This is a genomic window from Streptomyces sp. ERV7 (assembly GCF_001653515.1).
Classification (GTDB): domain Bacteria; phylum Actinomycetota; class Actinomycetes; order Streptomycetales; family Streptomycetaceae; genus Streptomyces.
This window is the reverse complement of the sequence record NZ_LYOY01000001.1, coordinates 861,523-883,028: the sequence shown is the minus strand read 5'-3', so window position 1 is coordinate 883,028 and position 21,506 is coordinate 861,523. Positions and strand designations below refer to the sequence as shown.

Annotated in this window: 17 protein-coding genes; 15 read left to right on the top strand and 2 right to left on the bottom strand. The window is 71.8% G+C overall.

Features of this window, described 5'->3' with window-relative positions:
- The first annotated feature begins 1 nt into the window (after nucleotide 1).
- The 12 genes from A8W25_RS03905 to A8W25_RS03850 all read left to right on the top strand — a co-directional run bounded on the left by A8W25_RS03905 (nucleotide 2) and on the right by A8W25_RS03850 (nucleotide 14,838).
- Nucleotides 2-1,288: a dihydroorotase gene (locus A8W25_RS03905; RefSeq protein ID WP_067155747.1), complete on the top strand. Its 1,287-nt coding sequence runs from the start codon at nucleotides 2-4 to the stop codon at nucleotides 1,286-1,288.
- On the top strand, nucleotides 1,285-1,875 hold the full coding sequence (locus A8W25_RS03900) for a hypothetical protein (RefSeq protein WP_067155744.1): 591 nt from the start codon (nucleotides 1,285-1,287) through the stop codon (nucleotides 1,873-1,875). Before A8W25_RS03905 ends, A8W25_RS03900 begins: the two co-directional genes overlap by 4 nt.
- Complete coding sequence (gene carA, locus A8W25_RS03895; RefSeq protein ID WP_067155741.1) at nucleotides 1,872-3,011, top strand: glutamine-hydrolyzing carbamoyl-phosphate synthase small subunit; 1,140 nt, start codon at nucleotides 1,872-1,874, stop codon at nucleotides 3,009-3,011. Before A8W25_RS03900 ends, carA begins: the two co-directional genes overlap by 4 nt.
- Nucleotides 3,004-6,312, top strand: coding sequence for a carbamoyl-phosphate synthase large subunit (gene carB / locus A8W25_RS03890; protein WP_067155738.1), 3,309 nt, complete (start codon nucleotides 3,004-3,006; stop codon nucleotides 6,310-6,312). The genes carA and carB overlap by 8 nt, the downstream gene beginning before the upstream one ends.
- A 57-nt stretch (nucleotides 6,313-6,369) precedes the next feature.
- On the top strand, nucleotides 6,370-7,479 hold the full coding sequence (locus tag A8W25_RS03885; protein ID WP_067155735.1) for a quinone-dependent dihydroorotate dehydrogenase: 1,110 nt from the start codon (nucleotides 6,370-6,372) through the stop codon (nucleotides 7,477-7,479).
- The gene (gene pyrF / locus A8W25_RS03880) at nucleotides 7,476-8,315 is read left to right on the top strand and encodes an orotidine-5'-phosphate decarboxylase (RefSeq protein WP_067155732.1); all 840 of its coding nucleotides are present in this window, start codon (nucleotides 7,476-7,478) and stop codon (nucleotides 8,313-8,315) included. The genes A8W25_RS03885 and pyrF overlap by 4 nt, the downstream gene beginning before the upstream one ends.
- A 274-nt stretch (nucleotides 8,316-8,589) precedes the next feature.
- On the top strand, nucleotides 8,590-8,913 hold the full coding sequence (locus A8W25_RS03875; RefSeq protein WP_030493613.1) for an integration host factor: 324 nt from the start codon (nucleotides 8,590-8,592) through the stop codon (nucleotides 8,911-8,913).
- Between the two features lie 38 nt (nucleotides 8,914-8,951).
- Nucleotides 8,952-9,545: a guanylate kinase gene (gene gmk / locus A8W25_RS03870; RefSeq protein WP_067155728.1), complete on the top strand. Its 594-nt coding sequence runs from the start codon at nucleotides 8,952-8,954 to the stop codon at nucleotides 9,543-9,545.
- A gap of 26 nt (nucleotides 9,546-9,571) precedes the next feature.
- A complete protein-coding gene (gene rpoZ, locus A8W25_RS03865; RefSeq protein ID WP_003970369.1) occupies nucleotides 9,572-9,844 on the top strand; it encodes a DNA-directed RNA polymerase subunit omega in 273 nt (90 codons plus the stop codon).
- Between the two features lie 78 nt (nucleotides 9,845-9,922).
- Nucleotides 9,923-11,140: a bifunctional phosphopantothenoylcysteine decarboxylase/phosphopantothenate--cysteine ligase CoaBC gene (gene coaBC / locus A8W25_RS03860; RefSeq protein WP_199831654.1), complete on the top strand. Its 1,218-nt coding sequence runs from the start codon at nucleotides 9,923-9,925 to the stop codon at nucleotides 11,138-11,140.
- Between the two features lie 241 nt (nucleotides 11,141-11,381).
- Nucleotides 11,382-12,590: a methionine adenosyltransferase gene (gene metK, locus A8W25_RS03855; RefSeq protein WP_067155725.1), complete on the top strand. Its 1,209-nt coding sequence runs from the start codon at nucleotides 11,382-11,384 to the stop codon at nucleotides 12,588-12,590.
- 100 nt (nucleotides 12,591-12,690) lie between these two features.
- On the top strand, nucleotides 12,691-14,838 hold the full coding sequence (locus tag A8W25_RS03850) for a primosomal protein N' (RefSeq protein WP_067155722.1): 2,148 nt from the start codon (nucleotides 12,691-12,693) through the stop codon (nucleotides 14,836-14,838).
- Nucleotides 14,839-14,961: 123 nt separating this feature from the next.
- Here A8W25_RS03850 and A8W25_RS03845 read toward each other — a convergent pair whose 3' ends face one another.
- Entirely contained in the window at nucleotides 14,962-15,552 is a 591-nt protein-coding gene (locus A8W25_RS03845; RefSeq protein ID WP_067155719.1) for a hypothetical protein, read from the bottom strand.
- A 296-nt stretch (nucleotides 15,553-15,848) separates the two neighbouring features.
- Between A8W25_RS03845 and fmt the strand changes: the two genes are divergently transcribed.
- Together fmt and A8W25_RS03835 are read left to right on the top strand one after the other, a co-directional pair.
- Nucleotides 15,849-16,778, top strand: a complete 930-nt coding sequence (gene fmt / locus A8W25_RS03840) for a methionyl-tRNA formyltransferase (RefSeq protein WP_067155716.1) — start codon at nucleotides 15,849-15,851, stop codon at nucleotides 16,776-16,778.
- Nucleotides 16,779-16,879: 101 nt separating this feature from the next.
- On the top strand, nucleotides 16,880-18,337 hold the full coding sequence (locus A8W25_RS03835; RefSeq protein WP_067155712.1) for an RsmB/NOP family class I SAM-dependent RNA methyltransferase: 1,458 nt from the start codon (nucleotides 16,880-16,882) through the stop codon (nucleotides 18,335-18,337).
- Nucleotides 18,338-18,390: 53 nt separating this feature from the next.
- Here A8W25_RS03835 and A8W25_RS03830 read toward each other — a convergent pair whose 3' ends face one another.
- A complete protein-coding gene (locus A8W25_RS03830) occupies nucleotides 18,391-20,595 on the bottom strand; it encodes an MMPL family transporter (protein ID WP_079125787.1) in 2,205 nt (734 codons plus the stop codon).
- A gap of 181 nt (nucleotides 20,596-20,776) precedes the next feature.
- On the opposite strand from A8W25_RS03830, the gene rpe reads away from it, so the two are divergent.
- Nucleotides 20,777-21,460, top strand: coding sequence for a ribulose-phosphate 3-epimerase (gene rpe, locus A8W25_RS03825; protein ID WP_067155709.1), 684 nt, complete (start codon nucleotides 20,777-20,779; stop codon nucleotides 21,458-21,460).
- Nucleotides 21,461-21,506 lie beyond the last annotated feature (46 nt).

The following is a 21,506-nucleotide window of genomic DNA, read 5'->3' as shown; positions in this document are numbered from 1 at the left end:
CATGAGCAAGATCCTTATCCGTGGTGCGAAGGTGCTGGGCGGCGAGGTCCAGGACGTCCTGATCGACGGCGAGACGGTCTCGGCCGTCGGGGCCGGGCTCTCCGCGGAGGGCGCCCAGGTGATCGAGGCCGAGGGACTGGTCCTGCTCCCCGGTCTCGTCGACCTGCACACCCATCTGCGCGAGCCGGGCCGCGAGGACTCCGAGACGGTCCTCACCGGCACCCGGGCGGCCGCACGCGGTGGCTACACCTCGGTCTTCGCCATGGCCAACACCTTCCCGGTCGCCGACACCGCGGGCGTCGTCGAGCAGGTCTGGCGGCTCGGCCGCGAGCACGGCTACTGCGACGTGCAGCCCATCGGCGCCGTCACCGTCGGCCTGGAGGGCAAGCAGCTCGCCGAGCTCGGCGCGATGCACGACTCGGCCGCCGGCGTCACCGTCTTCTCCGACGACGGCAAGTGCGTCGACGACGCGGTGATCATGCGCCGCGCCCTGGAGTACGTGAAGGCCTTCGGCGGCGTCGTCGCCCAGCACGCCCAGGAGCCGCGCCTCACCGAAGGCGCCCAGATGAACGAGGGCATCGTCTCGGCCGAGCTCGGTCTCGGCGGCTGGCCGGCCGTCGCGGAGGAGTCGATCATCGCGCGCGATGTGCTGCTCGCCGAGCACGTCGGCTCCCGGGTGCACATCTGCCACCTCTCCACGGCCGGCTCGGTCGAGATCGTCCGCTGGGCCAAGTCGCGCGGCATCGACGTGACCGCCGAGGTCACCCCGCACCACCTGCTCCTCACCGACGAGCTGGTCCGCTCGTACAACCCGGTCTACAAGGTGAACCCGCCGCTGCGCACCGAGGCCGACGTCATGGCGCTGCGCGAGGCGCTGGCGGACGGCACGATCGACATCGTCGCCACCGACCACGCCCCGCACCCGCACGAGGACAAGGACTGCGAGTGGGCCGCGGCCGCCATGGGCATGGTGGGCCTGGAGACCGCGCTCTCCGTCGTCCAGCACACGATGGTCGACTCCGGCCTGATGAACTGGGCGGACGTCGCCGAGCGGATGTCCTTCAAGCCCGCCCGGATCGGCGGCGCCGAGGACCACGGCCGCCCCGTCTCGGCAGGCGAGCCCGCCAACCTGACGCTGGTGGATCCGGCATACCGTGGTCCCGTGAACCCCGCGGGCTTCGCCTCCCGCAGCCGCAACACCCCGTACGAGGGCCGTGAGCTGCCGGGTCGCGTCACCCACACCTTCCTGCGGGGCAGGGCGACGGTCGTGGACGGGAAGCTGGCATGACATCTGCACTCTTCAATCTCGGCGTGACGACGCTGGCCGACGAGCAGAAGTCGGCCGAGGTGACGCACTGGGGGGCCCGGATCGCCTGGGTCGTCGGCGTGCTGATCTTCATCGGCTTCGTCTACTGGCTGATGCGCCAGGGCTGGAAGTGGCGCGGCACCCTCCAGTCGGACCTGCCGGAGCTGCCCGCCGTGCCCAAGGCGACCGGCCCGGCGACACTGAGCATGAGCGGCCGCTACCACGGCTCCACCACGGCCGGGCAGTGGCTCGACCGGATCGTCGCGCACGGTCTGGGTGTGCGCAGCAAGGCCGAGCTCACCCTGACGGCCGAGGGAGTGAACGTCGTACGCCCCGGGGCGAACGACTTCTTCATCCCGGCCGCCGCGCTGCGCGAGGCCCGGTCCGAGAAGGCCATCGCCGGAAAGGTCCTCCCGGAGGGCGGCCTGCTGGTCGTCACCTGGGCCCACGGCGACAAGCTGATCGACTCCGGCTTCCGCTCCGACCGGGCGTCCGAGCACGCCGCCTGGATCGAGGCCATCAACTCCATGAACCACCCCACCACCACGACGGAAGGCGCCGCACGATGACGACCTCCACCAGAGGAGCCAAGGCTCCCGCAGTACTCGTCCTGGAGGACGGCCGCACGTTCCACGGCCGCGCCTACGGGGCCGTGGGGGTGACCTTCGGCGAGGCCGTGTTCTCCACCGGGATGACCGGCTACCAGGAGACCCTCACCGACCCGTCGTACCACCGCCAGGTCGTCGTGATGACCGCGCCGCACGTCGGCAACACCGGCGTCAACGACGAGGACCCGGAGTCGCAGCGCATCTGGGTCGCCGGCTACGTCGTGCGCGACCCCGCGCGCGTGCCCTCCAACTGGCGCGCCAAGCGCTCGCTCGACGAGGAGCTGCGGACGCAGGGCGTCGTCGGCATCTCGGGCATCGACACCCGCGCGCTCACCCGCCATCTGCGCGAGCGCGGCGCGATGCGCGTCGGCATCTTCTCCGGCAACGCGCTGCCCGACGCGGGCACCATGCTCGCCGAGGTCCGCCAGGCCCCCGAGATGCAGGGCGCGGACCTCTCCGCCGAGGTCGCCACCAAGGAGACGTACGTCGTCCCGGCGATCGGTGAGAAGAAGTTCACCGTGGCCGCCGTCGACCTCGGCATCAAGGGCATGACCCCGCACCGGATGGCCGAGCGCGGCATCGAGGTGCACGTGCTGCCCGCGACCGCCACGGCCGAGGACGTGTACGCGGTCGCCCCGGACGGCGTGTTCTTCTCCAACGGCCCCGGCGACCCGTCCACCGCCGACGGCCCGGTGGCCGTGATGAAGGCCGTTCTGGAGCGGAAGACCCCGCTGTTCGGCATCTGCTTCGGCAACCAGATCCTGGGCCGCGCGCTCGGCTTCGGCACGTACAAGCTGAAGTACGGCCACCGCGGTATCAACCAGCCCGTGCAGGACCGTACGACCGGCAAGGTCGAGGTCACCGCGCACAACCACGGATTCGCCGTCGACGCCCCGCTCGACAAGGTCTCCGAGACCCCCTTCGGCCGTGCCGAGGTCTCCCACGTCTGCCTCAACGACAACGTGGTGGAGGGCCTCCAGCTGCTCGACCAGCCGGCCTTCAGCGTCCAGTACCACCCCGAAGCCGCAGCGGGTCCGCACGACGCCGCCTACCTCTTCGACCGCTTCGTCCAGCTCATGGAGGGCCAGCGTGCCTAAGCGCACCGATATCCAGTCCGTCCTGGTCATCGGCTCCGGCCCGATCGTGATCGGTCAGGCCGCGGAGTTCGACTATTCCGGGACCCAGGCCTGTCGTGTTCTGAAGGCCGAGGGCCTGCGGGTCATCCTGGTCAATTCCAACCCGGCGACGATCATGACCGACCCGGAGATCGCGGACGCCACGTACGTCGAGCCGATCACGCCGGAGTTCGTCGAGAAGATCATCGCGAAGGAGCGCCCGGACGCGCTGCTGCCGACGCTGGGCGGTCAGACGGCGCTGAACACGGCGATCTCCATGCACGAGCAGGGTGTGCTGGAGAAGTACGGTGTCGAGCTGATCGGCGCCAATGTCGAGGCGATCAACAAGGGCGAGGACCGCGACCTGTTCAAGGGCGTCGTCGAGGCCGTCAAGGCGAAGATCGGGTACGGCGAGTCGGCCCGTTCGGTGATCTGCCACTCGATGGACGACGTCATCGCGGGTGTCGACACCCTGGGTGGTTACCCGGTCGTGGTGCGTCCTTCGTTCACGATGGGCGGCGCCGGTTCCGGTTTCGCGCACGACGAGGAGGAGCTGCGCCGTATCGCGGGCCAGGGCCTGACGCTGTCGCCGACCACCGAGGTGCTCCTGGAGGAGTCGATCCTCGGCTGGAAGGAGTACGAGCTGGAGCTGATGCGCGACACCAAGGACAACGTGGTGGTCGTGTGCTCGATCGAGAACTTCGACCCGATGGGCGTGCACACCGGTGACTCGATCACGGTGGCTCCGTCGATGACGCTGACCGACCGCGAGTACCAGCGGCTGCGTGACATCGGTATCGCGATCATCCGCGAGGTCGGTGTGGACACGGGTGGCTGCAACATCCAGTTCGCGATCGACCCGGTGGACGGGCGTGTCATCGTGATCGAGATGAACCCGCGTGTCTCGCGTTCCTCCGCGCTGGCGTCGAAGGCGACGGGGTTCCCGATCGCGAAGATCGCGGCGAAGCTGGCCATCGGTTACACGCTGGACGAGGTTCCCAACGACATCACCGAGAAGACGCCGGCGTCGTTCGAGCCGACGCTCGACTATGTGGTGGTGAAGGCCCCGCGGTTCGCCTTCGAGAAGTTCCCCTCGGCCGACTCGACGCTGACGACGACCATGAAGTCGGTCGGTGAGGCGATGGCGATCGGCCGGAACTTCACCGAGGCGCTGCAGAAGGCCCTGCGGTCGCTGGAGAAGAAGGGCTCGCAGTTCACCTTCGTGGGCGAGCCGGGCGACAAGGCCGAGCTGCTGCGCGAGGCGGTGCGTCCCACCGACGGCCGGATCAACACGGTGATGCAGGCGATCCGGGCGGGCGCCACCCAGGAGGAGGTGTTCGACGCGACCCGGATCGACCCGTGGTTCGTGGACCAGCTCTTCCTGATCAAGGAGATCGCGGACGAGCTGGCGGGCGCCGAGAAGCTGGAGCCGCAGCTGCTGGCCGAGGCCAAGCGGCACGGCTTCTCGGACGCGCAGATCGCCGAGATCCGCGGCCTGCGCGAGGACGTGGTGCGCGAGGTGCGCCACGCGCTGGGGGTGCGCCCGGTCTACAAGACGGTCGACACCTGCGCCGCCGAGTTCGCCGCGAAGACCCCGTACTTCTACTCCTCCTACGACGAGGAGTCCGAGGTCGCGCCGCGCACCAGGCCCGCGGTGATCATCCTGGGCTCGGGCCCGAACCGTATCGGCCAGGGCATCGAGTTCGACTACTCGTGTGTGCACGCCTCCTTCGCGCTGTCGGACGCGGGCTACGAGACGGTGATGGTCAACTGCAACCCGGAGACCGTCTCCACCGACTACGACACCTCCGACCGCCTCTACTTCGAGCCGCTCACCCTTGAGGACGTGCTGGAGATCGTCCACGCCGAGACGCTGGCCGGTCCGGTGGCGGGTGTGGTGGTCCAGCTGGGCGGGCAGACCCCGCTGGGTCTGGCCCAGGCGCTCAAGGACAACGGCGTGCCGGTCGTGGGCACCCCGCCGGAGGCCATCCACGCCGCCGAGGACCGCGGCGCCTTCGGCCAGGTCCTGGCCGAGGCCGGGCTGCCCGCGCCCAAGCACGGCACCGCCACCACCTTCGCGGGTGCGAAGGCGATCGCGGACGAGATCGGCTACCCGGTCCTGGTCCGCCCCTCGTATGTGCTGGGCGGGCGGGGCATGGAGATCGTCTACGACGAGACCCGCCTGCAGTCCTACATCGCCGAATCCACCGAGATCTCCCCGACCCGCCCCGTGCTGGTCGACCGCTTCCTGGACGACGCGATCGAGATCGACGTGGACGCGCTCTACGACGGCTCCGAGCTCTACCTGGGCGGCGTCATGGAGCACATCGAGGAGGCCGGTATCCACTCCGGTGACTCGGCGTGCGCGCTGCCCCCGATCACGCTGGGCGGCTTCGACATCAAGCGCCTGCGCGCCTCCACCGAGGCGATCGCCAAGGGCGTCGGGGTGCGCGGTCTGATCAACATCCAGTTCGCGATGGCCGGGGACATCCTCTACGTCCTGGAGGCCAACCCGCGCGCCTCGCGCACGGTGCCCTTCACCTCGAAGGCGACCGCGGTGCCACTGGCCAAGGCCGCGGCCCGTATCTCGCTGGGCGCCACCATCGCCGAGCTGCGCACCGAGGGCCTGCTGCCCAGGAACGGCGACGGCGGGACGCTGCCGCTGGACGCGCCGATCTCGGTGAAGGAGGCCGTCATGCCGTGGTCGCGCTTCCGCGACATCCACGGCCGCGGCGTCGACACCGTCCTTGGCCCGGAGATGCGCTCCACCGGCGAGGTCATGGGCATCGACACGGTCTTCGGCACCGCGTACGCCAAGTCGCAGGCCGGTGCCTACGGGCCGCTGCCGACCAAGGGGCGGGCGTTCATCTCGGTCGCCAACCGCGACAAGCGCTCGATGATCTTCCCGGCGCGCGAGCTCGTCGCCCATGGCTTCGAACTCATGGCCACCTCCGGCACCGCCGAGGTCCTCAAGCGCAACGGCATCAACGCCACCGTCGTGCGCAAGCAGTCCGAGGGCGAGGGCCCGGGCGGTGAGAAGACCATCGTCCAGCTCATCCACGACGGCCAGGTCGACCTCATCGTCAACACCCCCTACGGCACCGGCGGCCGCCTCGACGGCTACGAGATCCGCACCGCCGCCGTCGCCCGCAGCGTCCCCTGCCTGACCACCGTCCAGGCCCTGGCCGCCGCCGTACAGGGCATCGACGCCCTCAACCACGGTGACGTGGGCGTCCGTTCGCTCCAGGAACACGCGGAACACCTGACCGCGGCCCGCGACTAGCAACCGCCCGAGGGGGACACCGGATTCCGGTGTCCCCCTCCGCATGAGGACTCCCACATGTACAAGCTGTTCTTCAACCTGGTCTTCAAGCGGATGGACCCGGAGCAGGCCCACTACCTGGCCTTCCGCTGGATCCGCCTGGCCGCCCGTATCCCCGTCCTGCGCACCTTCGTCGCCGCCGTGCTCGCGCCCCGCCACGAGGAGCTGCGCACCGAGGCCTTCGGCCTGCGGATGCACGGCCCGTTCGGCCTCGCCGCGGGCTTCGACAAGAACGCCGTGGCGATCGACGGCATGTCGATGCTCGGCTTCGACCACATCGAGATCGGCACGGTCACCGGCGAGGCCCAGTCCGGCAACCCCAAGAAGCGGCTGTTCCGGCTGGTCCAGGACCGTGCGCTGATCAACCGCATGGGCTTCAACAACGAGGGTTCGGCGGCCGTGGCCGAGCGCCTGGCGGCCCGCAGGGCCGTCTTCCGTACGACGGTCGGCGTCAACATCGGCAAGACCAAGGTCGTCGCCGAGGCGGACGCCGCCGCCGACTACGTGAAGTCGACCGAGCGCCTCGCCGCGCACGCCGACTACCTCGTGGTGAACGTGTCGTCGCCGAACACGCCCGGACTGCGCAACCTCCAGGCGACCGAGTCGCTGCGGCCGCTGCTCACCGCGGTCCGCGAGGCCGCCGACCGCACGGTGACCGAGCGACGGGTGCCGCTGCTCGTCAAGATCGCCCCGGACCTCGCGGACGAGGACGTCGACGCCGTCGCCGACCTCGCGGTCGAGCTCGGCCTGGACGGCATCATCGCCACCAACACCACCATCGCGCGCGAGGGCCTCGGCCTGAAGTCGGACCCGGCGCTCGTGAAGGAGACCGGCGGCCTCTCCGGCGCCCCCCTCAAGGAGCGCTCCCTGGAGGTCCTGAGCCGCCTCTACGCGCGCGTGGGCGACTCCATCACCCTGGTCGGCGTCGGCGGCATCGAGAACGCCGAGGACGCCTGGCAGCGGATCCTGGCCGGGGCCACCCTGGTCCAGGGCTACAGCGCCTTCATCTACCAGGGCCCCTTCTGGGGCCGGGCGATCCACAAGGGCCTCGCGGCCCGGCTCGCCGCCTCCCCGTACGCCACCCTCGCCGAGGCCGTCGGCGCCGAGACCCGAAAGGCCGTGAAGTGACCCTTCCCTTCGGCGCGCGGCTGCGCCACGCCATGGACGAGCGCGGTCCGCTCTGCGTCGGCATCGACCCGCACGCCTCCCTGCTCGCCGACTGGGGCCTGAACGACGACGTCGCGGGCGTGGAGCGGTTCTCGCGCGCGGTCGTCGAGGCCCTGGCCGAACGGGTGGCCGTCTTCAAGCCGCAGGCGGCGTTCTTCGAGCGCTTCGGCTCGCGCGGCATCGCCGTCCTGGAGCGGACCGTCGCGGACGCCCGCGCGGCCGGCACGCTGGTCCTGATGGACGCCAAGCGCGGCGACATCGGCTCCACCATGGCCGCGTACGCCGAGACCTTCCTGCACAAGGACGCGCCCCTGTTCTCCGACGCGCTCACCGTCTCGCCCTACCTCGGCTACGGCTCGCTCAAGCCCGCCGTCGAGCTGGCCCGTGAGAGCGGCGCCGGGCTCTTCGTGCTCGCCCTGACCTCCAACCCGGAGGGCGCGGAGGTGCAGCGCGCGGTGCGCGAGGACGGCCGCACGATCGGCGCGACCATGCTGGCGCACCTGGCGGACGAGAACGCGGACGCGGCCCCGATGGGCTCGTTCGGCGCCGTGGTGGGGGCGACGCTCGGCGATCTGTCGTCCTTCGACCTCGACATCAACGGGCCGCTGCTCGCTCCGGGCATCGGGGCGCAGGGCGCGACGGCCGCGGACCTCCCCGCGGTGTTCGGCCCGGCCGTCCGCAATGTGGTCCCCAACGTCAGCCGGGGTGTTCTGCGTCACGGTCCCGACCTCGCCGGACTTCGTGATTCCGCAGCCCGTTTCGCGGACGAGATCCGTACGGCGGTGGCCTCGGCGTAGTGGTCCGCGGGCTCTTCGCGAGATTCCGCGCCACGAAGTTGACGCATTCCTTACCCAAAACCGGGGTGTTATGTCGCGAATGTCCTGGTCGGCAGAGGCTGACCAGGACTTTTCGTCTGTTCTCGCTGACTGGAGCGGTCCAGGCCGCTAGTCTCCGACGAGAGCAGAGACGAGCGAACGGGCATTGTGCGTCGCTCGTTGCTCGCCTGGTGTGGGGCGACTAGGTTCCTCACCGGTCCGTATCCGACAGTTCGACATCCGAGGTGACGTAGGCGTGGCTCTTCCGCCCCTTACCCCTGAACAGCGCGCAGCCGCGCTCGAAAAGGCCGCCGCGGCTCGCCGGGAGCGGGCCGAGGTCAAGAATCGACTCAAGCACTCCGGCGCCTCCCTCCACGAGGTCATCAAGCAGGGCCAGGAGAACGACGTCATCGGCAAGATGAAGGTCTCCGCCCTGCTTGAGTCCCTGCCCGGCGTGGGCAAGGTCCGGGCCAAGCAGATCATGGAGCGGCTGGGGATCTCCGAGAGCCGCCGAGTGCGGGGTCTCGGCTCCAACCAGATCGCATCCCTTGAGCGTGAGTTCGGCGGCGCCGGGGCCTGACGTCCCGGGCACCCCCGGGAAGCTGGAATAATCGCTGTATGGCAGCTTCACTCCGGGGGTCATCCCCCGTACCCCCGGACGCACGTCCGCGGCTGACCGTGCTCTCCGGCCCCTCCGGGGTCGGCAAGAGCACGGTCGTCGCTCATATGCGCAAGGTTCACCCCGAGGTCTGGCTCTCGGTGTCGGCGACGACCCGCAAGCCGCGCCCCGGCGAACGCCACGGCGTCCACTACTTCTTCGTGGACGACGAGGAATTCGACAAGCTGGTCGCCAATGGCGAGCTGCTCGAATGGGCCGAATTCGCGGGCAACCGCTACGGCACACCGCGCCGCGCCGTCCTGGACCGACTGGAGGCCGGCGAGCCGGTCCTCCTGGAGATCGACCTCCAGGGCGCCCGGCTGGTGCGCGAGTCGATGCCCGAGGCCCAGCTGGTCTTCCTGGCCCCGCCGAGCTGGGACGAGCTGGTCCGCCGGCTCACCGGCCGCGGGACCGAGGCGCCCGACGTGATCGAGCGCCGACTCGCCGCCGCCAAGGTGGAACTGGCCGCGGAGTCGGAGTTCGATACGACGCTGGTCAATACCTCCGTCGAGGATGTAGCGCGCGAGCTGCTAGCCTTGATGAAAGTTGTTTGATCTTTATTCCCCTTCGGAAGGCAGACGTGTCCTCTTCCATCACCACGCCCGAGGGCATCATCAACCCGCCGATTGATGAGCTGCTCGAAGCAACCGACTCGAAGTACAGCCTCGTGATCTACGCGGCCAAGCGTGCCCGTCAGATCAACGCGTACTACTCGCAGCTCGGTGAGGGCCTGCTGGAGTACGTCGGCCCCCTGGTGGACACCCACGTCCACGAGAAGCCGCTCTCCATCGCGCTTCGCGAGATCAACGCGGGTCTGCTGACCTCCGAGGCCATCGAGGGCCCGGCCCAGTAAGGCCTCCGTTCGTGTGACCACAGGCCCGGCAGAGCGACTGCCGGGCCTGTGGTGTGTCATAGGGGAGTACGTATCCGAATGCGGGGAGACGCGGTGGACAAGCCGAAGGTCGTTCTGGGGGTCAGCGGCGGGATCGCCGCCTACAAGGCGTGCGAGCTGCTGCGCAGGCTGACCGAGTCCGGGCACGACACGCGCGTGGTGCCGACCGCCTCGGCGCTGCACTTCGTGGGCGCGGCCACCTGGTCGGCGCTCTCCGGGCACCCGGTCTCCACCGAGGTCTGGAACGACGTCCACGAAGTGCCGCACGTACGGATCGGCCAGCAGGCCGACCTCGTCGTGGTCGCGCCCGCCACCGCCGACATGCTGGCCAAGGCGGCTCACGGCCTCGCCGACGACCTGCTCACCAACACCCTGCTCACCGCCCGCTGTCCGGTCGTCTTCGCGCCCGCGATGCACACCGAGATGTGGGAGCACCCCGCCACCCAGGAGAACGTGGCGACGCTGCGCCGCCGGGGCGCGGTCGTCATCGAGCCCGCCGTCGGCCGCCTCACCGGCGTCGACACCGGCAAGGGGCGGCTGCCCGACCCCGCCGAGATCTTCGAGGTCTGCCGCAGGGTGCTGGCCCGGGGTACCGGTGAGCGGGATCTGGAGGGCCGCCATGTGGTGGTCAGCGCGGGTGGCACGCGCGAGCCGCTGGACCCCGTCCGCTACCTGGGGAACCGTTCCTCCGGGAAGCAGGGGTACGCCCTGGCCCGCACCGCCGTGGCCCGCGGGGCCCGGGTCACGCTGATCGAGGCCAACACCGGGCTGCCCGACCCGGCCGGGGTGGATGTCGTCCGGGTGGGCACCGCCGTTCAACTGCGGGAGGCCGTGCTGAAGGCCGCCTCCGACGCGGACGCGGTGGTCATGGCGGCCGCCGTGGCCGATTTCCGGCCGGAGTCGTACGCCGCCGGGAAGATCAAGAAGAAGGACGGCCAGGAGCCCGCGCCGCTCGTCCTGGTCCGCAACCCCGACGTCCTCGCCGAGCTCTCCGCCGACCGGCCGCGCCCGGGCCAGGTGGTCGTCGGCTTCGCCGCCGAGACCGACGACGTCCTGGCCAACGGCCGTCAGAAACTGCGGCGAAAGGGCTGTGACCTGCTGGTTGTCAATGAGGTGGGGGAGCGCAAGACCTTCGGCTCGGAGGAGAACGAGGCGGTCGTGCTGGCCTCCGACGGAGCCGAGACACCGGTTCCGTACGGGCCGAAAGAGGCGCTCGCGGACGTGGTGTGGGATCTCGTCGTCCCGCGTTTCGCATAAATTCACGTTGGCCTTCACGGCGGCCCCAAACCCGCCAAAATCCGGTCCCCGAGCCTCTGGTGAGGCCCGATCTTCTTACCGCAGAATGCGGTGTCGCAGGTCACAGAGCTTTCAATGTGCGAGACAAGTGGCCCGGTGACCGGTACCGACCGATAAACTGGTGGTGGAACGACGCCGGGCGCAGCCTCCGGCCCGTGCCACCCATGATCAGCCAGCAGCCGCTGCAACCCCAGGGAGCGTTGTGTCCCGTCGTCTGTTCACCTCGGAGTCCGTCACCGAGGGCCACCCCGACAAGATCGCTGACCAGATCAGCGACACGATCCTCGACGCGCTCCTGCGCGAGGACCCGACGTCCCGAGTCGCCGTGGAGACCCTGATCACCACGGGTCTGGTCCATGTCGCGGGCGAGGTCACGACCAAGGCGTACGCGCCGATCGCCCAGCTGGTCCGCGACAAGATCCTCGAAATCGGCTACGACTCGTCGAAGAAGGGCTTCGACGGCGCGTCCTGCGGCGTCTCGGTCTCCATCGGCGCGCAGTCCCCCGACATCGCGCAGGGCGTCGACACGGCCTACGAGAAGCGGGTCGAGGGCGACGAGGACGAGCTCGACAAGCAGGGCGCCGGCGACCAGGGCCTGATGTTCGGCTACGCCTGCGACGAGACGCCCGAGCTGATGCCGCTCCCGATCCACCTGGCGCACCGCCTCTCGCGCCGGCTGTCCGAGGTGCGCAAGAACGGGACCATCCCCTACCTGCGCCCCGACGGCAAGACCCAGGTCACCATCGAGTACGACGGCGACAAGGCCGTCCGCCTCGACACCGTCGTCGTCTCCTCGCAGCACGCGAGCGACATCGACCTGGACTCGCTGCTCGCCCCGGACATCCGCGAGTTCGTCGTCGAGCACGTGCTCAAGCAGCTCGTCGAGGACGGCATCAAGCTGGACACCGACGGCTACCGCCTGCTGGTCAACCCGACCGGCCGCTTCGAGATCGGCGGCCCGATGGGCGACGCCGGCCTCACCGGCCGCAAGATCATCATCGACACCTACGGCGGCATGGCCCGCCACGGCGGCGGCGCCTTCTCGGGCAAGGACCCGTCCAAGGTCGACCGCTCCGCGGCGTACGCGATGCGCTGGGTGGCGAAGAACGTCGTCGCCGCCGGTCTCGCGGCCCGCTGCGAGGTCCAGGTCGCGTACGCGATCGGCAAGGCCGAGCCGGTCGGTCTCTTCGTCGAGACCTTCGGCACCGCCACGATCGACACGGACAAGATCGAGACCGCCATCGCCGAGGTCTTCGACCTCCGCCCGGCCGCGATCATCCGCGACCTCGACCTGCTCCGCCCGATCTACGCCCAGACCGCCGCGTACGGTCACTTCGGCCGCGAGCTCCCCGACTTCACCTGGGAGCGCACGGACCGGGTGGACGCGCTGCGCACGGCCGCGGGTCTGTAACCCGACCCGGCTTCCCGACGGCCCCGGACCCCTGCGGTCCGGGGCCGTCGTGCGTCCGGGCCCCGGGCCGCTGTCAGTGTCGTCTGGTAGGAATTTGGCTGTGAGCAGCGAGAACGAGAAGCCGGGTGGGGGCGCCGAAGGGGGCGGGGCGGAGCAGCTCGCGCTCATTCGGGAGAGCGTGCGCAAGGCCAAGGTGCCCAAGGCCAAGCCGCGGACCTGGCGCGGGGCCGCGCTGGCCAAGGGGCTGCCGGTGGCGCGGGTCGTGGTGGACAAGGGCGGCGTCCACCTCGACCGGTACTTCGACTACGCGGTCCCCGAGGAGCTGGACGCGGACGCGCAGCCGGGGGTGCGGGTGCGGGTGCGGTTCGGGGCCGGGGCGCGCAATGTGCAGGGCGGGCGCCGCGAGGGCGGCGGGCTGATCGACGGGTTCGTGGTCGAGCGCCTCGCCGAGTCCGACTACTCGGGCCCGCTCGCGGCGCTGGCGAGCGTCGTCTCGCCGGAGCGGGTGCTCAGCCCCGAGATGCTGGCCCTGGCCCGCGCGGTCGCCGACCGGTACGCGGGCGGCCTGGCGGACGTGCTCCAGCTCGCGGTGCCGCCGAGGAACGCGCGGGCCGAGGCCAAGCCCTCGCCCGAGCCGCCGGAGCCGCCCCCGGTGCCGGACGCGGGGACGTGGGTGCGGTACGGCAACGGGGGCGCGTTCCTGGGCGCCCTGGCGGCCGGCGGGGCGCCGCGCGCGGTGTGGACCGCGCTGCCCGGGGCGTCCTGGGCCGACGAGATCGCCCGCGCCGTCGCCGCGACGCTGGCGGGCGGGCGCGGCGCGCTGGTCGTGGTGCCCGACGGGCGCAGCGCCGGACGGGTCGACGCCGCGCTCACCGCGCTGCTCGGCGAGGGCAGGCACGCGCTGCTGACCGCCGAGTCCGGCCCGGAGAAGCGGTACCGGCAGTGGCTCGCCGTGCGGCGGGGCTCGGTGCGGGCCGTGGTCGGGACCCGGGCCGCGATGTTCGCACCGGTGGAGAGGCTCGGCCTCGTGGTGGTCTGGGAGGACGGAGACTCCAGCCACAGCGACGACCACGCGCCCTTCCCGCACGTCCGCGAGGTCCTTGAGCTGCGCGCCACCCACGACAAGTGCGCGTTCCTGCTGGGGAGTACGAGCTGTACGGTCGAGGCCGCGCAGCTCGTCGAGAGCGGCTGGGCGGCGCCGCTGGTGGCGGACCGGGCCACCGTCCGGGCGGCCGCGCCGCTGGTGCGTACCGTCGGCGACGGCGAGCTGGCGCGGGACGGGGCGGCGCGGGCCGCCCGACTGCCCAGCCTCGCCTGGCAGGCCGTCCGGGACGGTCTGAAGGCCGGCCCGGTCCTGGTCCAGGTGCCCCGGCGGGGCTATGTGCCCCGGCTCTCCTGCGAGCGGTGCCGGACGCCCGCGCGCTGCCGCCACTGCTCGGGCCCGCTGGAGGCGCCGGACCAGCGGGATCTGAGGTGCGGGTGGTGCGGGCGGGGCGAGCCGGAGTGGCGCTGCCAGGAGTGCGGCGGAGTGCGGCTCAGGGCGGCGGTCGTGGGGGCGCGCCGGACCGCCGAGGAGCTCGGCCGGGCCTTCCCGGCGGTGCCGGTACGGACGTCCGGCCGCGATCACGTACTGGACAGCGTGCCCGGCCGGCCCGCGCTCGTCGTCTCCACACCCGGGGCCGAACCGGTCGCCGAGGGCGGGTACGCGGCGGCGCTGCTCCTCGACGGCTGGGCCATGCTCGGCCGGCCCGATCTGCGCGCCGGGGAGGAGGCGCTGCGGCGCTGGATCGGTGCGGCCTCGCTGGTGCGCGGCCAGGACGAGGGCGGCACGGTGGTGGTGGTCGCCGAGCCGACCCTGCGGCCGGTCCAGGCCCTGGTCCGCTGGGACCCGGTCGGCCACGCCCTGCGCGAGCTGGCCGAGCGGGCCGAGCTGGGCTTCCCGCCGGTCTCCCGGATGGCCGAGGTCATGGGCCGCTCGGAGGCGGTCGAGACCTTCCTGACGAGCACTCAGCTGCCGCCCGACGCCCAGGTGCTCGGGCCGGTCCCGATGCGGCCGAGCGAGCCGGGCCGGGTCCGGCGCCCCGGCGACCCCCCGGTGGGGGAGTCCTGGGAGCGGGCCCTGCTCCGCGTACCTCCCGGCAGCGGCTCGGCGTTGGCCGCCGCGCTGAAGACCGCGCAGGCGGGACGGCTGGCGCGCGGGGGCGGCGACCCGGTGCGGATCAGGGTGGATCCGCCGGACATCGGCTGAGGGGGAGCGGGGGAGCCCTCCGCGTACGCCCCCGTATGCCGTACGCCCCCGTATTGTCCTCGCAGACAGGTGCCCCCGGCGCACGCTGGAGGCGCGACGAGGGCACGAGAAGAGGGCGGGCGGTCAGCCGTTGCGCGGGCCCGGGAACGCCGTCGTACGGGCCTCCTCGCGCAGTGACTGCGCGGTACGGACCTCTTCGCGCAGCGACTGCGTCGTACGGACCTCCTCGCGCAGCGACTGGGAGGTCGCCGTCGGCTGGGGCGGCATCGAGCGCGCGGCCGGCACCGCGGGGATCCCGGCGGGGACCGGCAGGGTGCGCGTCACGGTCGCCTCGGCCGGGTGCTCGGCCTCGGCGGTCTGGGCGGCGGCCCGCCGCGCCCCGTAACGCCGGTGCACCGCCTGCTTGGTGACCCCGAGCGCCGAACCCACCGCGTCCCACGAGAAGCCCAGGGAGCGGTCGAAGTCCACCGCCGCGGTGACCAGGGTCTCCACGCTGTCCCGCAGCTCCTGGGCGAGCCGGACGGTGGGGGCGGGTGCCCTGCCGTAGACGACGAAGCCCGTGGACGGGCCGGAGCGGCGCGGACGGTAGACGTTGCCGAGCTGGGCGGTGAGGGTGCGCAGCGCGTCCACCTGCCGGCGGACCCGCTCGATGTCCCGCACCAACAAGTGCAGACTGGCCCGTGCCTGGGCGTCGTGGGTTGCGTGGTCGGCCATGGACAAGCCTCTCGAACCGGCGTTGTTGAAAAGGGATCGGGCCGCACGCGCGGCCCGTTTCGGTCAATCTCTCTTGACCAACGCGCCACCTGCTGTTGTGGTCACGCTGCGGGGGCGTATGGGCATATGCACAGGGCGCGCGGGACCGCGTACGCCCCTGTCCCTGTATCGCATGCGGAACACCCCTGGGGGCACCCGGACGGGGCACCCCCGGCGCCGCGGCCGGGACACCCAACCGACCGGCCAGGACACCCAATAGACTGGGCGTCGCTCTCTACAAAGCGAGGTACTCCCCAGTGAAGCTCGTCTTCGCAGGCACCCCCGAGGTCGCCGTTCCCGCCCTGGACGCCCTGATCGCCTCCGGCCGGCACGAGGTCGCCGCCGTGGTGACCCGGCCCGACGCGCCCGCCGGACGCGGCCGCCGGCTGGTGGCCAGCCCCGTCGCCCAGCGCGCCGAGGAGGCCGGCATCGAGGTGCTGAAGCCGGTGAAGCCACGCGACGAGGACTTCCTGGCGCGGCTGCGCGAGATCGCCCCCGACTGCTGCCCGGTCGTCGCCTACGGGGCACTTCTCCCGCAGGTGGCGCTGGACATCCCCGCCCACGGCTGGGTGAACCTGCACTTCTCGCTGCTCCCCGCCTGGCGCGGCGCGGCCCCCGTCCAGCACGCGCTGATGGCGGGCGACGAGATCACCGGCGCCTCGACGTTCCAGATCGAGAGGGGTCTCGACTCCGGTCCGCTGTACGGGACGGTGACCGAGGTCGTCCGCGCCACCGACACCAGCGGCGACCTGCTGACCCGGCTCGCCTTCGCCGGGTCCGGGCTGCTCGCCGCGACCATGGACGGCATCGAGGACGGCTCGCTCAAGGCCGTTCCGCAGCCCGCCGACGGGATCACCCTCGCCCCGAAGATCACCGTCGAGGACGCCCAGATCGACTGGTCCGCCCCGGCGCTCCGGGTCGACCGCGTGGTGCGCGGCTGCACCCCGGCCCCGGGTGCCTGGACCGTCTTCCGCGGCGAGCGGCTCAAGCTGGTCCAGGCGGTGCCGGTCGCGGACCGCACGGACCTGGCCCCGGGCGAGCTGTCCGCGGGCAAGAACAACGTGTACGTGGGCACCGGCTCGCACGCCGTGGAGCTGCTCTGGGTCCAGCCCCAGGGCAAGAAGCCGATGAAGGGCGCGGACTGGGCGCGCGGTGTGCGCATCGCCCCGGACGAGCACGTCGGCTGACCCGGGCGCGCGACCCGGGCGCGCCGACCCGGCTGGGGGCGCGCGGCGAAGCGTCGTACGCTGGTCGGGTTCGCACCATCTGACCAGCGGAGCACCTTTCAGTGAACGATCAGCCGCACGGCCGTCCCCGGAACAGCGACGGCAAGGGCGGCGGCAAGCCGTACCGCCGCCCCAAGAAGGACCCCGTCCGCATCCTCGCCTTCGAGGCGCTGCGCGCCGTCGACGAGCGGGACGCGTACGCCAACCTCGTGCTGCCGCCGCTGCTGCGCAAGGCACGCGAGGGCGGGAACTTCGACGGGCGCGACGCGGCGCTCGCCACCGAGCTCGTCTACGGCACACTGCGCCGCCAGGGCACCTACGACGCGATCATCGCGGCCTGTATCGACCGGCCGCTGCGCGAGGTGGACCCGCCGGTCCTCGATGTGCTCGCGCTCGGCGCGCACCAGCTGCTCGGGACCCGGATCCCCAGCCACGCGGCGGTCTCCGCCAGCGTCGAGCTCGCCCGTGTGGTGCTCGGCGACGGACGGGCCAGGTTCGTCAACGCCGTACTGCGCAAGATCGCGGCAAACGACCTGGACGGCTGGCTGGAGAAGGTCGCGCCCCCGTACGACGAGGACGCCGAGGACCATCTCGCGATCGTGCATTCGCATCCGCGATGGGTCGTCTCGGCGCTCTGGGACTCGCTCGGCGGCGGCCGTGCCGGTATCGAGGACCTCCTTGAGGCCGACAACGAGCGGCCCGAGGTGACCCTGGTCGCCCGCCCCGGCCGGTCCACCACCGACGAACTCATGGACGCCCTCGGCGAGGAGGGCGCACTGCCCGGCCGCTGGTCGCCCTATGCCGTACGGATGGCCGAGGGCGGTGAGCCGGGCGCGCTGGACGCCGTGAAGGACGGCCGGGCCGGAGTGCAGGACGAGGGCAGCCAGCTGGTGGCCGTCGCACTCGCGAACGCGCCGATCGAGGGCAGGGACGAGCGCTGGCTGGACGGCTGCGCCGGTCCCGGCGGCAAGGCGGCGCTGCTCGCCGCGCTCGCCGCCGCGCGCGGTGCGGCCCTGCTCGCCTCCGAGAAGCAGCCCCACCGGGCCCGGCTGGTGGAGCGCGCGCTCGCCGGCAACCCCGGCCCGTACCAGGTGATCACGGCCGACGGCACCCGGCCGCCGTGGCGGGAGGGCTCCTTCGACCGGGTCCTGATGGATGTGCCCTGCTCCGGGCTGGGCGCGCTGCGCCGCCGCCCCGAGGCCCGCTGGCGCCGCCGCCCCGAGGACCTGGAGGGCTTCGCGCCGCTCCAGCGCGGGCTGCTGCGCGAGGCGCTGTCGGCGGTGCGGGTGGGCGGTGTGGTCGGTTACGCGACCTGCTCGCCGCACCTCGCCGAGACGCGGATCGTGGTGGAGGACGTGCTCAAGGGCCGGGGCGGCGCTCCCGTCGAGGCCGAGTGGATCGACGTACGGCCGCTGATGCCGGGCGTCGCGGGCCTGGGCGAGGGCCCCGACGTACAGCTGTGGCCGCATCTGCACGGGACGGACGCGATGTATCTCGCGCTGCTCAGGCGCACGGCGTGAGGGAAGGGCCCGGAGTCACGAACTCCGGGCCCTCTTCCGCTGGTTGGGGCCCCTCAGACACCCTGGTCGGTGGGTGCCCCGGCCGGCACCGGTGGCGCCGGAGGTCCCTCCTCGGGCTCCCGCGACAGCCGGTGCGGCCACCACACCCGCCGGCCCACGTCCAGGAACAGCGACGTCACCAGGATCGAGCGGACGACGAAGGTGTCGAGCAGCACGCCCAGCGCCACCGCGAAGCCGATCTCGGCGAAACCCGTCATCGGCAGGGTGCCGAGCACCGCGAAGGTGCCCGCCAGCACCAGGCCCGCCGAGGTGATCACGGCACCGGTGGCGGCCAGACCGGTCACGACACCCCGGCGGGTGCCCTGGTGGGCCGCCTCCTCGCGGATCCTGGTGGACAGGAAGATGTTGTAGTCGATGCCCAGGGCCACCAGGAAGACGAAGACGAACAGCGGGAAGTCGGTGGACTCGCCCGCGTAGTCGAAGAGGTGGCGGAAGGCGAGCGCGCTGATGCCCAGCGCCGCCGCGAACGACAGCACCACCGTGGCGATCAGCAGCAGCGGCGCGACCAGCGCCCGCAGCAGGATCCCCAGGACACACAGCACCACCAGCAGCACCAGCGGGATGACCAGCTTGTTGTCGTGCGTGGTGGCCTTCTCCATGTCCAGGACGGCAGCGGTGCCGCCACCCACACGCGCGTCGGCGCCGGGGACCGCGTGGACCGCGTCCCGCACCCGCTCCACGGTGGCGTGCGCGGCGTCGCTGTCCGGCCTCGCGGTCATGGTGGCTTCGAGCAGGACCTGGCCGTCGTGCTCGGCCGCCGTGCCCGGCGGCACCCCGATCGACGCGGGCACCACGCCGCCGGTGTCCGCGACGGCCCGGCGCACCTCAGGCGCCTTGTCCGCCGCCGTGATGATCACCAGCGGGTCGCCGCTGCCCGCCGGGAAGTGCTTCGCCTGCACCTCGGCGCCCACGATCGAGTCCGGTTTCCCGGTGAACGAGTCGGCGTTGCTCAGACCGTTCGCCTTCAGCTGGAGCAGGCCGAACGAGAGCGCCGCCAGCACCGCGGCGGTCGTCACCCAGACCGTACGGGGACGGGTGGCGATACGGCGGCCGGTGTGCGCCCACACCCCGCTCGCCGTCGGGTCGGGGGAGCCGAAGACGGGTCTGGCCGGCCAGAAGATCCAGCGGCCGAAGATCACCAGGAGTGCCGGGAACAGCGTGAGCATGGCGAGCAGCGCGACCGCGACGCCGATGGCCGCGACCGGGCCGAGGCCCTTGGTGGAGTTCATCTCGGCCACCAGCAGGACCAGCATGCCGAGGATGACCGTGGCGCCGCTGGCGAGGACCGCGGGCCCGGCCCGGTGCAGGGCGAGCGCCATCGCCTCGTGGCGGTCCTCGTGGCGGCGCAGCTCCTCGCGGTAGCGGGAGACGAGCAGCAGCGCGTAGTCGGTGCCCGCGCCGAAGACCAGCACGGTGAGGATGCCCGCGCTCTGGCCGTTGACGGTCAGGCCCGCGTGCCGGGCCAGCAGATAGATCACCGCCTGCGCGGCGGCCAGCGCCCAGACCACGGAGATCACCGGCACCAGGAGCAGCGTGGGACTGCGGTAGGTGATCAGGAGCATCACCACGACCACCGCGAGCGCCGAGAAGAGCAGGGTCGAGTCGATGCCGGAGAAGGCCTTGGCGAAGTCGGCGGAGGTGCCGCCCGGGCCGGTGATGTGCACCTGGAGCCCGCTGTCGCTGGTGCCCGATCTGTCGCGCAGCTTGTCGACCGCGTCCGCGATGTGGTTCCAGCCGTTCTTGTCCATCTTGATCGGCACGAGGATCTGCGCGGCGGTGTTCGCGGGGTCGAGGAGCGGGCCCTGGACGCGGGCGCCCTGGATCCCGTCCGCGCTCAGCGCGCGCATCGCCGCCGCGTCCGCGTCGATCTTCTGCCGGTCGGTCACGGTGAGGCCGCCGTCGCGCGCGTAGACGACGATCGCCGGGACCTCCTCCGGCCTGAACGCCTTGGCGGAGTTGAAGACTTGGGTGGACTCGGCGCTGCCGGGCAGCCACGAGGTGGCGTCGTTGTCCTGGGCGTCGGTGAGCTTCGAGGCGAGCGGGAAGGCCACCGCGACCACGATCAGCCAGAGGACCAGCACCAGCCATTTGGTGCGGCGGCCGCAGACCAGCCACGCGACTCCGCGGGGGCCGGGCCCCTGCCCGGTCGCCGCGGGGTGTTCCTGATGCGGGTTCTGGTGAGTGCGCGCGTCGGACATCACGTCCCCCAGGGGGCCCGCGGTCGGCGCGGGATGCCGCTTCCGAAATGGCCTGAAACACCAGGATTACACGGAGCATCCCGGTCCGGCGAGTCGTAGGAGAGACGTAGGTCTCGCCTCCCGCGGGCCCCGAGTCCGTACCGTGGCAGGCAAGTGGTGCGAGGCATGGCAGGCTTGGGGCATGGCTCAGATCAACCCCAGCATCCTCTCCGCCGACTTCGCGCGGCTCGCCGAAGAGGCCAAGGCCGTCGAAGGCGCCGACTGGCTGCACGTCGACGTCATGGACAACCACTTCGTGCCCAACCTCACGCTCGGGGTGCCGATCGTGGAATCCCTGCGCCGGGCGACGGAGACCCCGCTGGACTGCCATCTGATGATCGAGGACCCGGATCGATGGGCCCCGCAGTACGTCGAGGCGGGGGCCGGATCGGTCACCTTCCACGCGGAGGCCGCCGCGGCGCCGGTGCGGCTCGCGCGCGAGATCCGGGCCAAGGGGGCGCGGGCGTCGATGGCCCTCAAGCCCGCGACGCCCATCGAGCCGTACGAGGACCTGCTGCCCGAGCTGGACATGCTGCTCATCATGACCGTGGAGCCGGGCTTCGGCGGCCAGCCGTTCCTGGACGTGATGCTGCCGAAGATCCGCCGCACCCGGGAGCTGATCTCCAAGCACGGCCTCGAACTGTGGCTCCAGGTGGACGGCGGTGTCTCCGCCACGACCATCGAGCGGTGCGCGGAGGCGGGCGCGGACGTCTTCGTGGCCGGGTCGGCCGTATACGGAGCGAACGACCCCGCCGACGCGGTGCGTACCCTGCGCTCCATGGCGGAACGGAGCACGGCGAGCGCCCCCTGGGCATGCGGCCACTGAGCCACGGCTCGGTGAACGCGGCCCTACGGGGCTGATCAAGGACCGT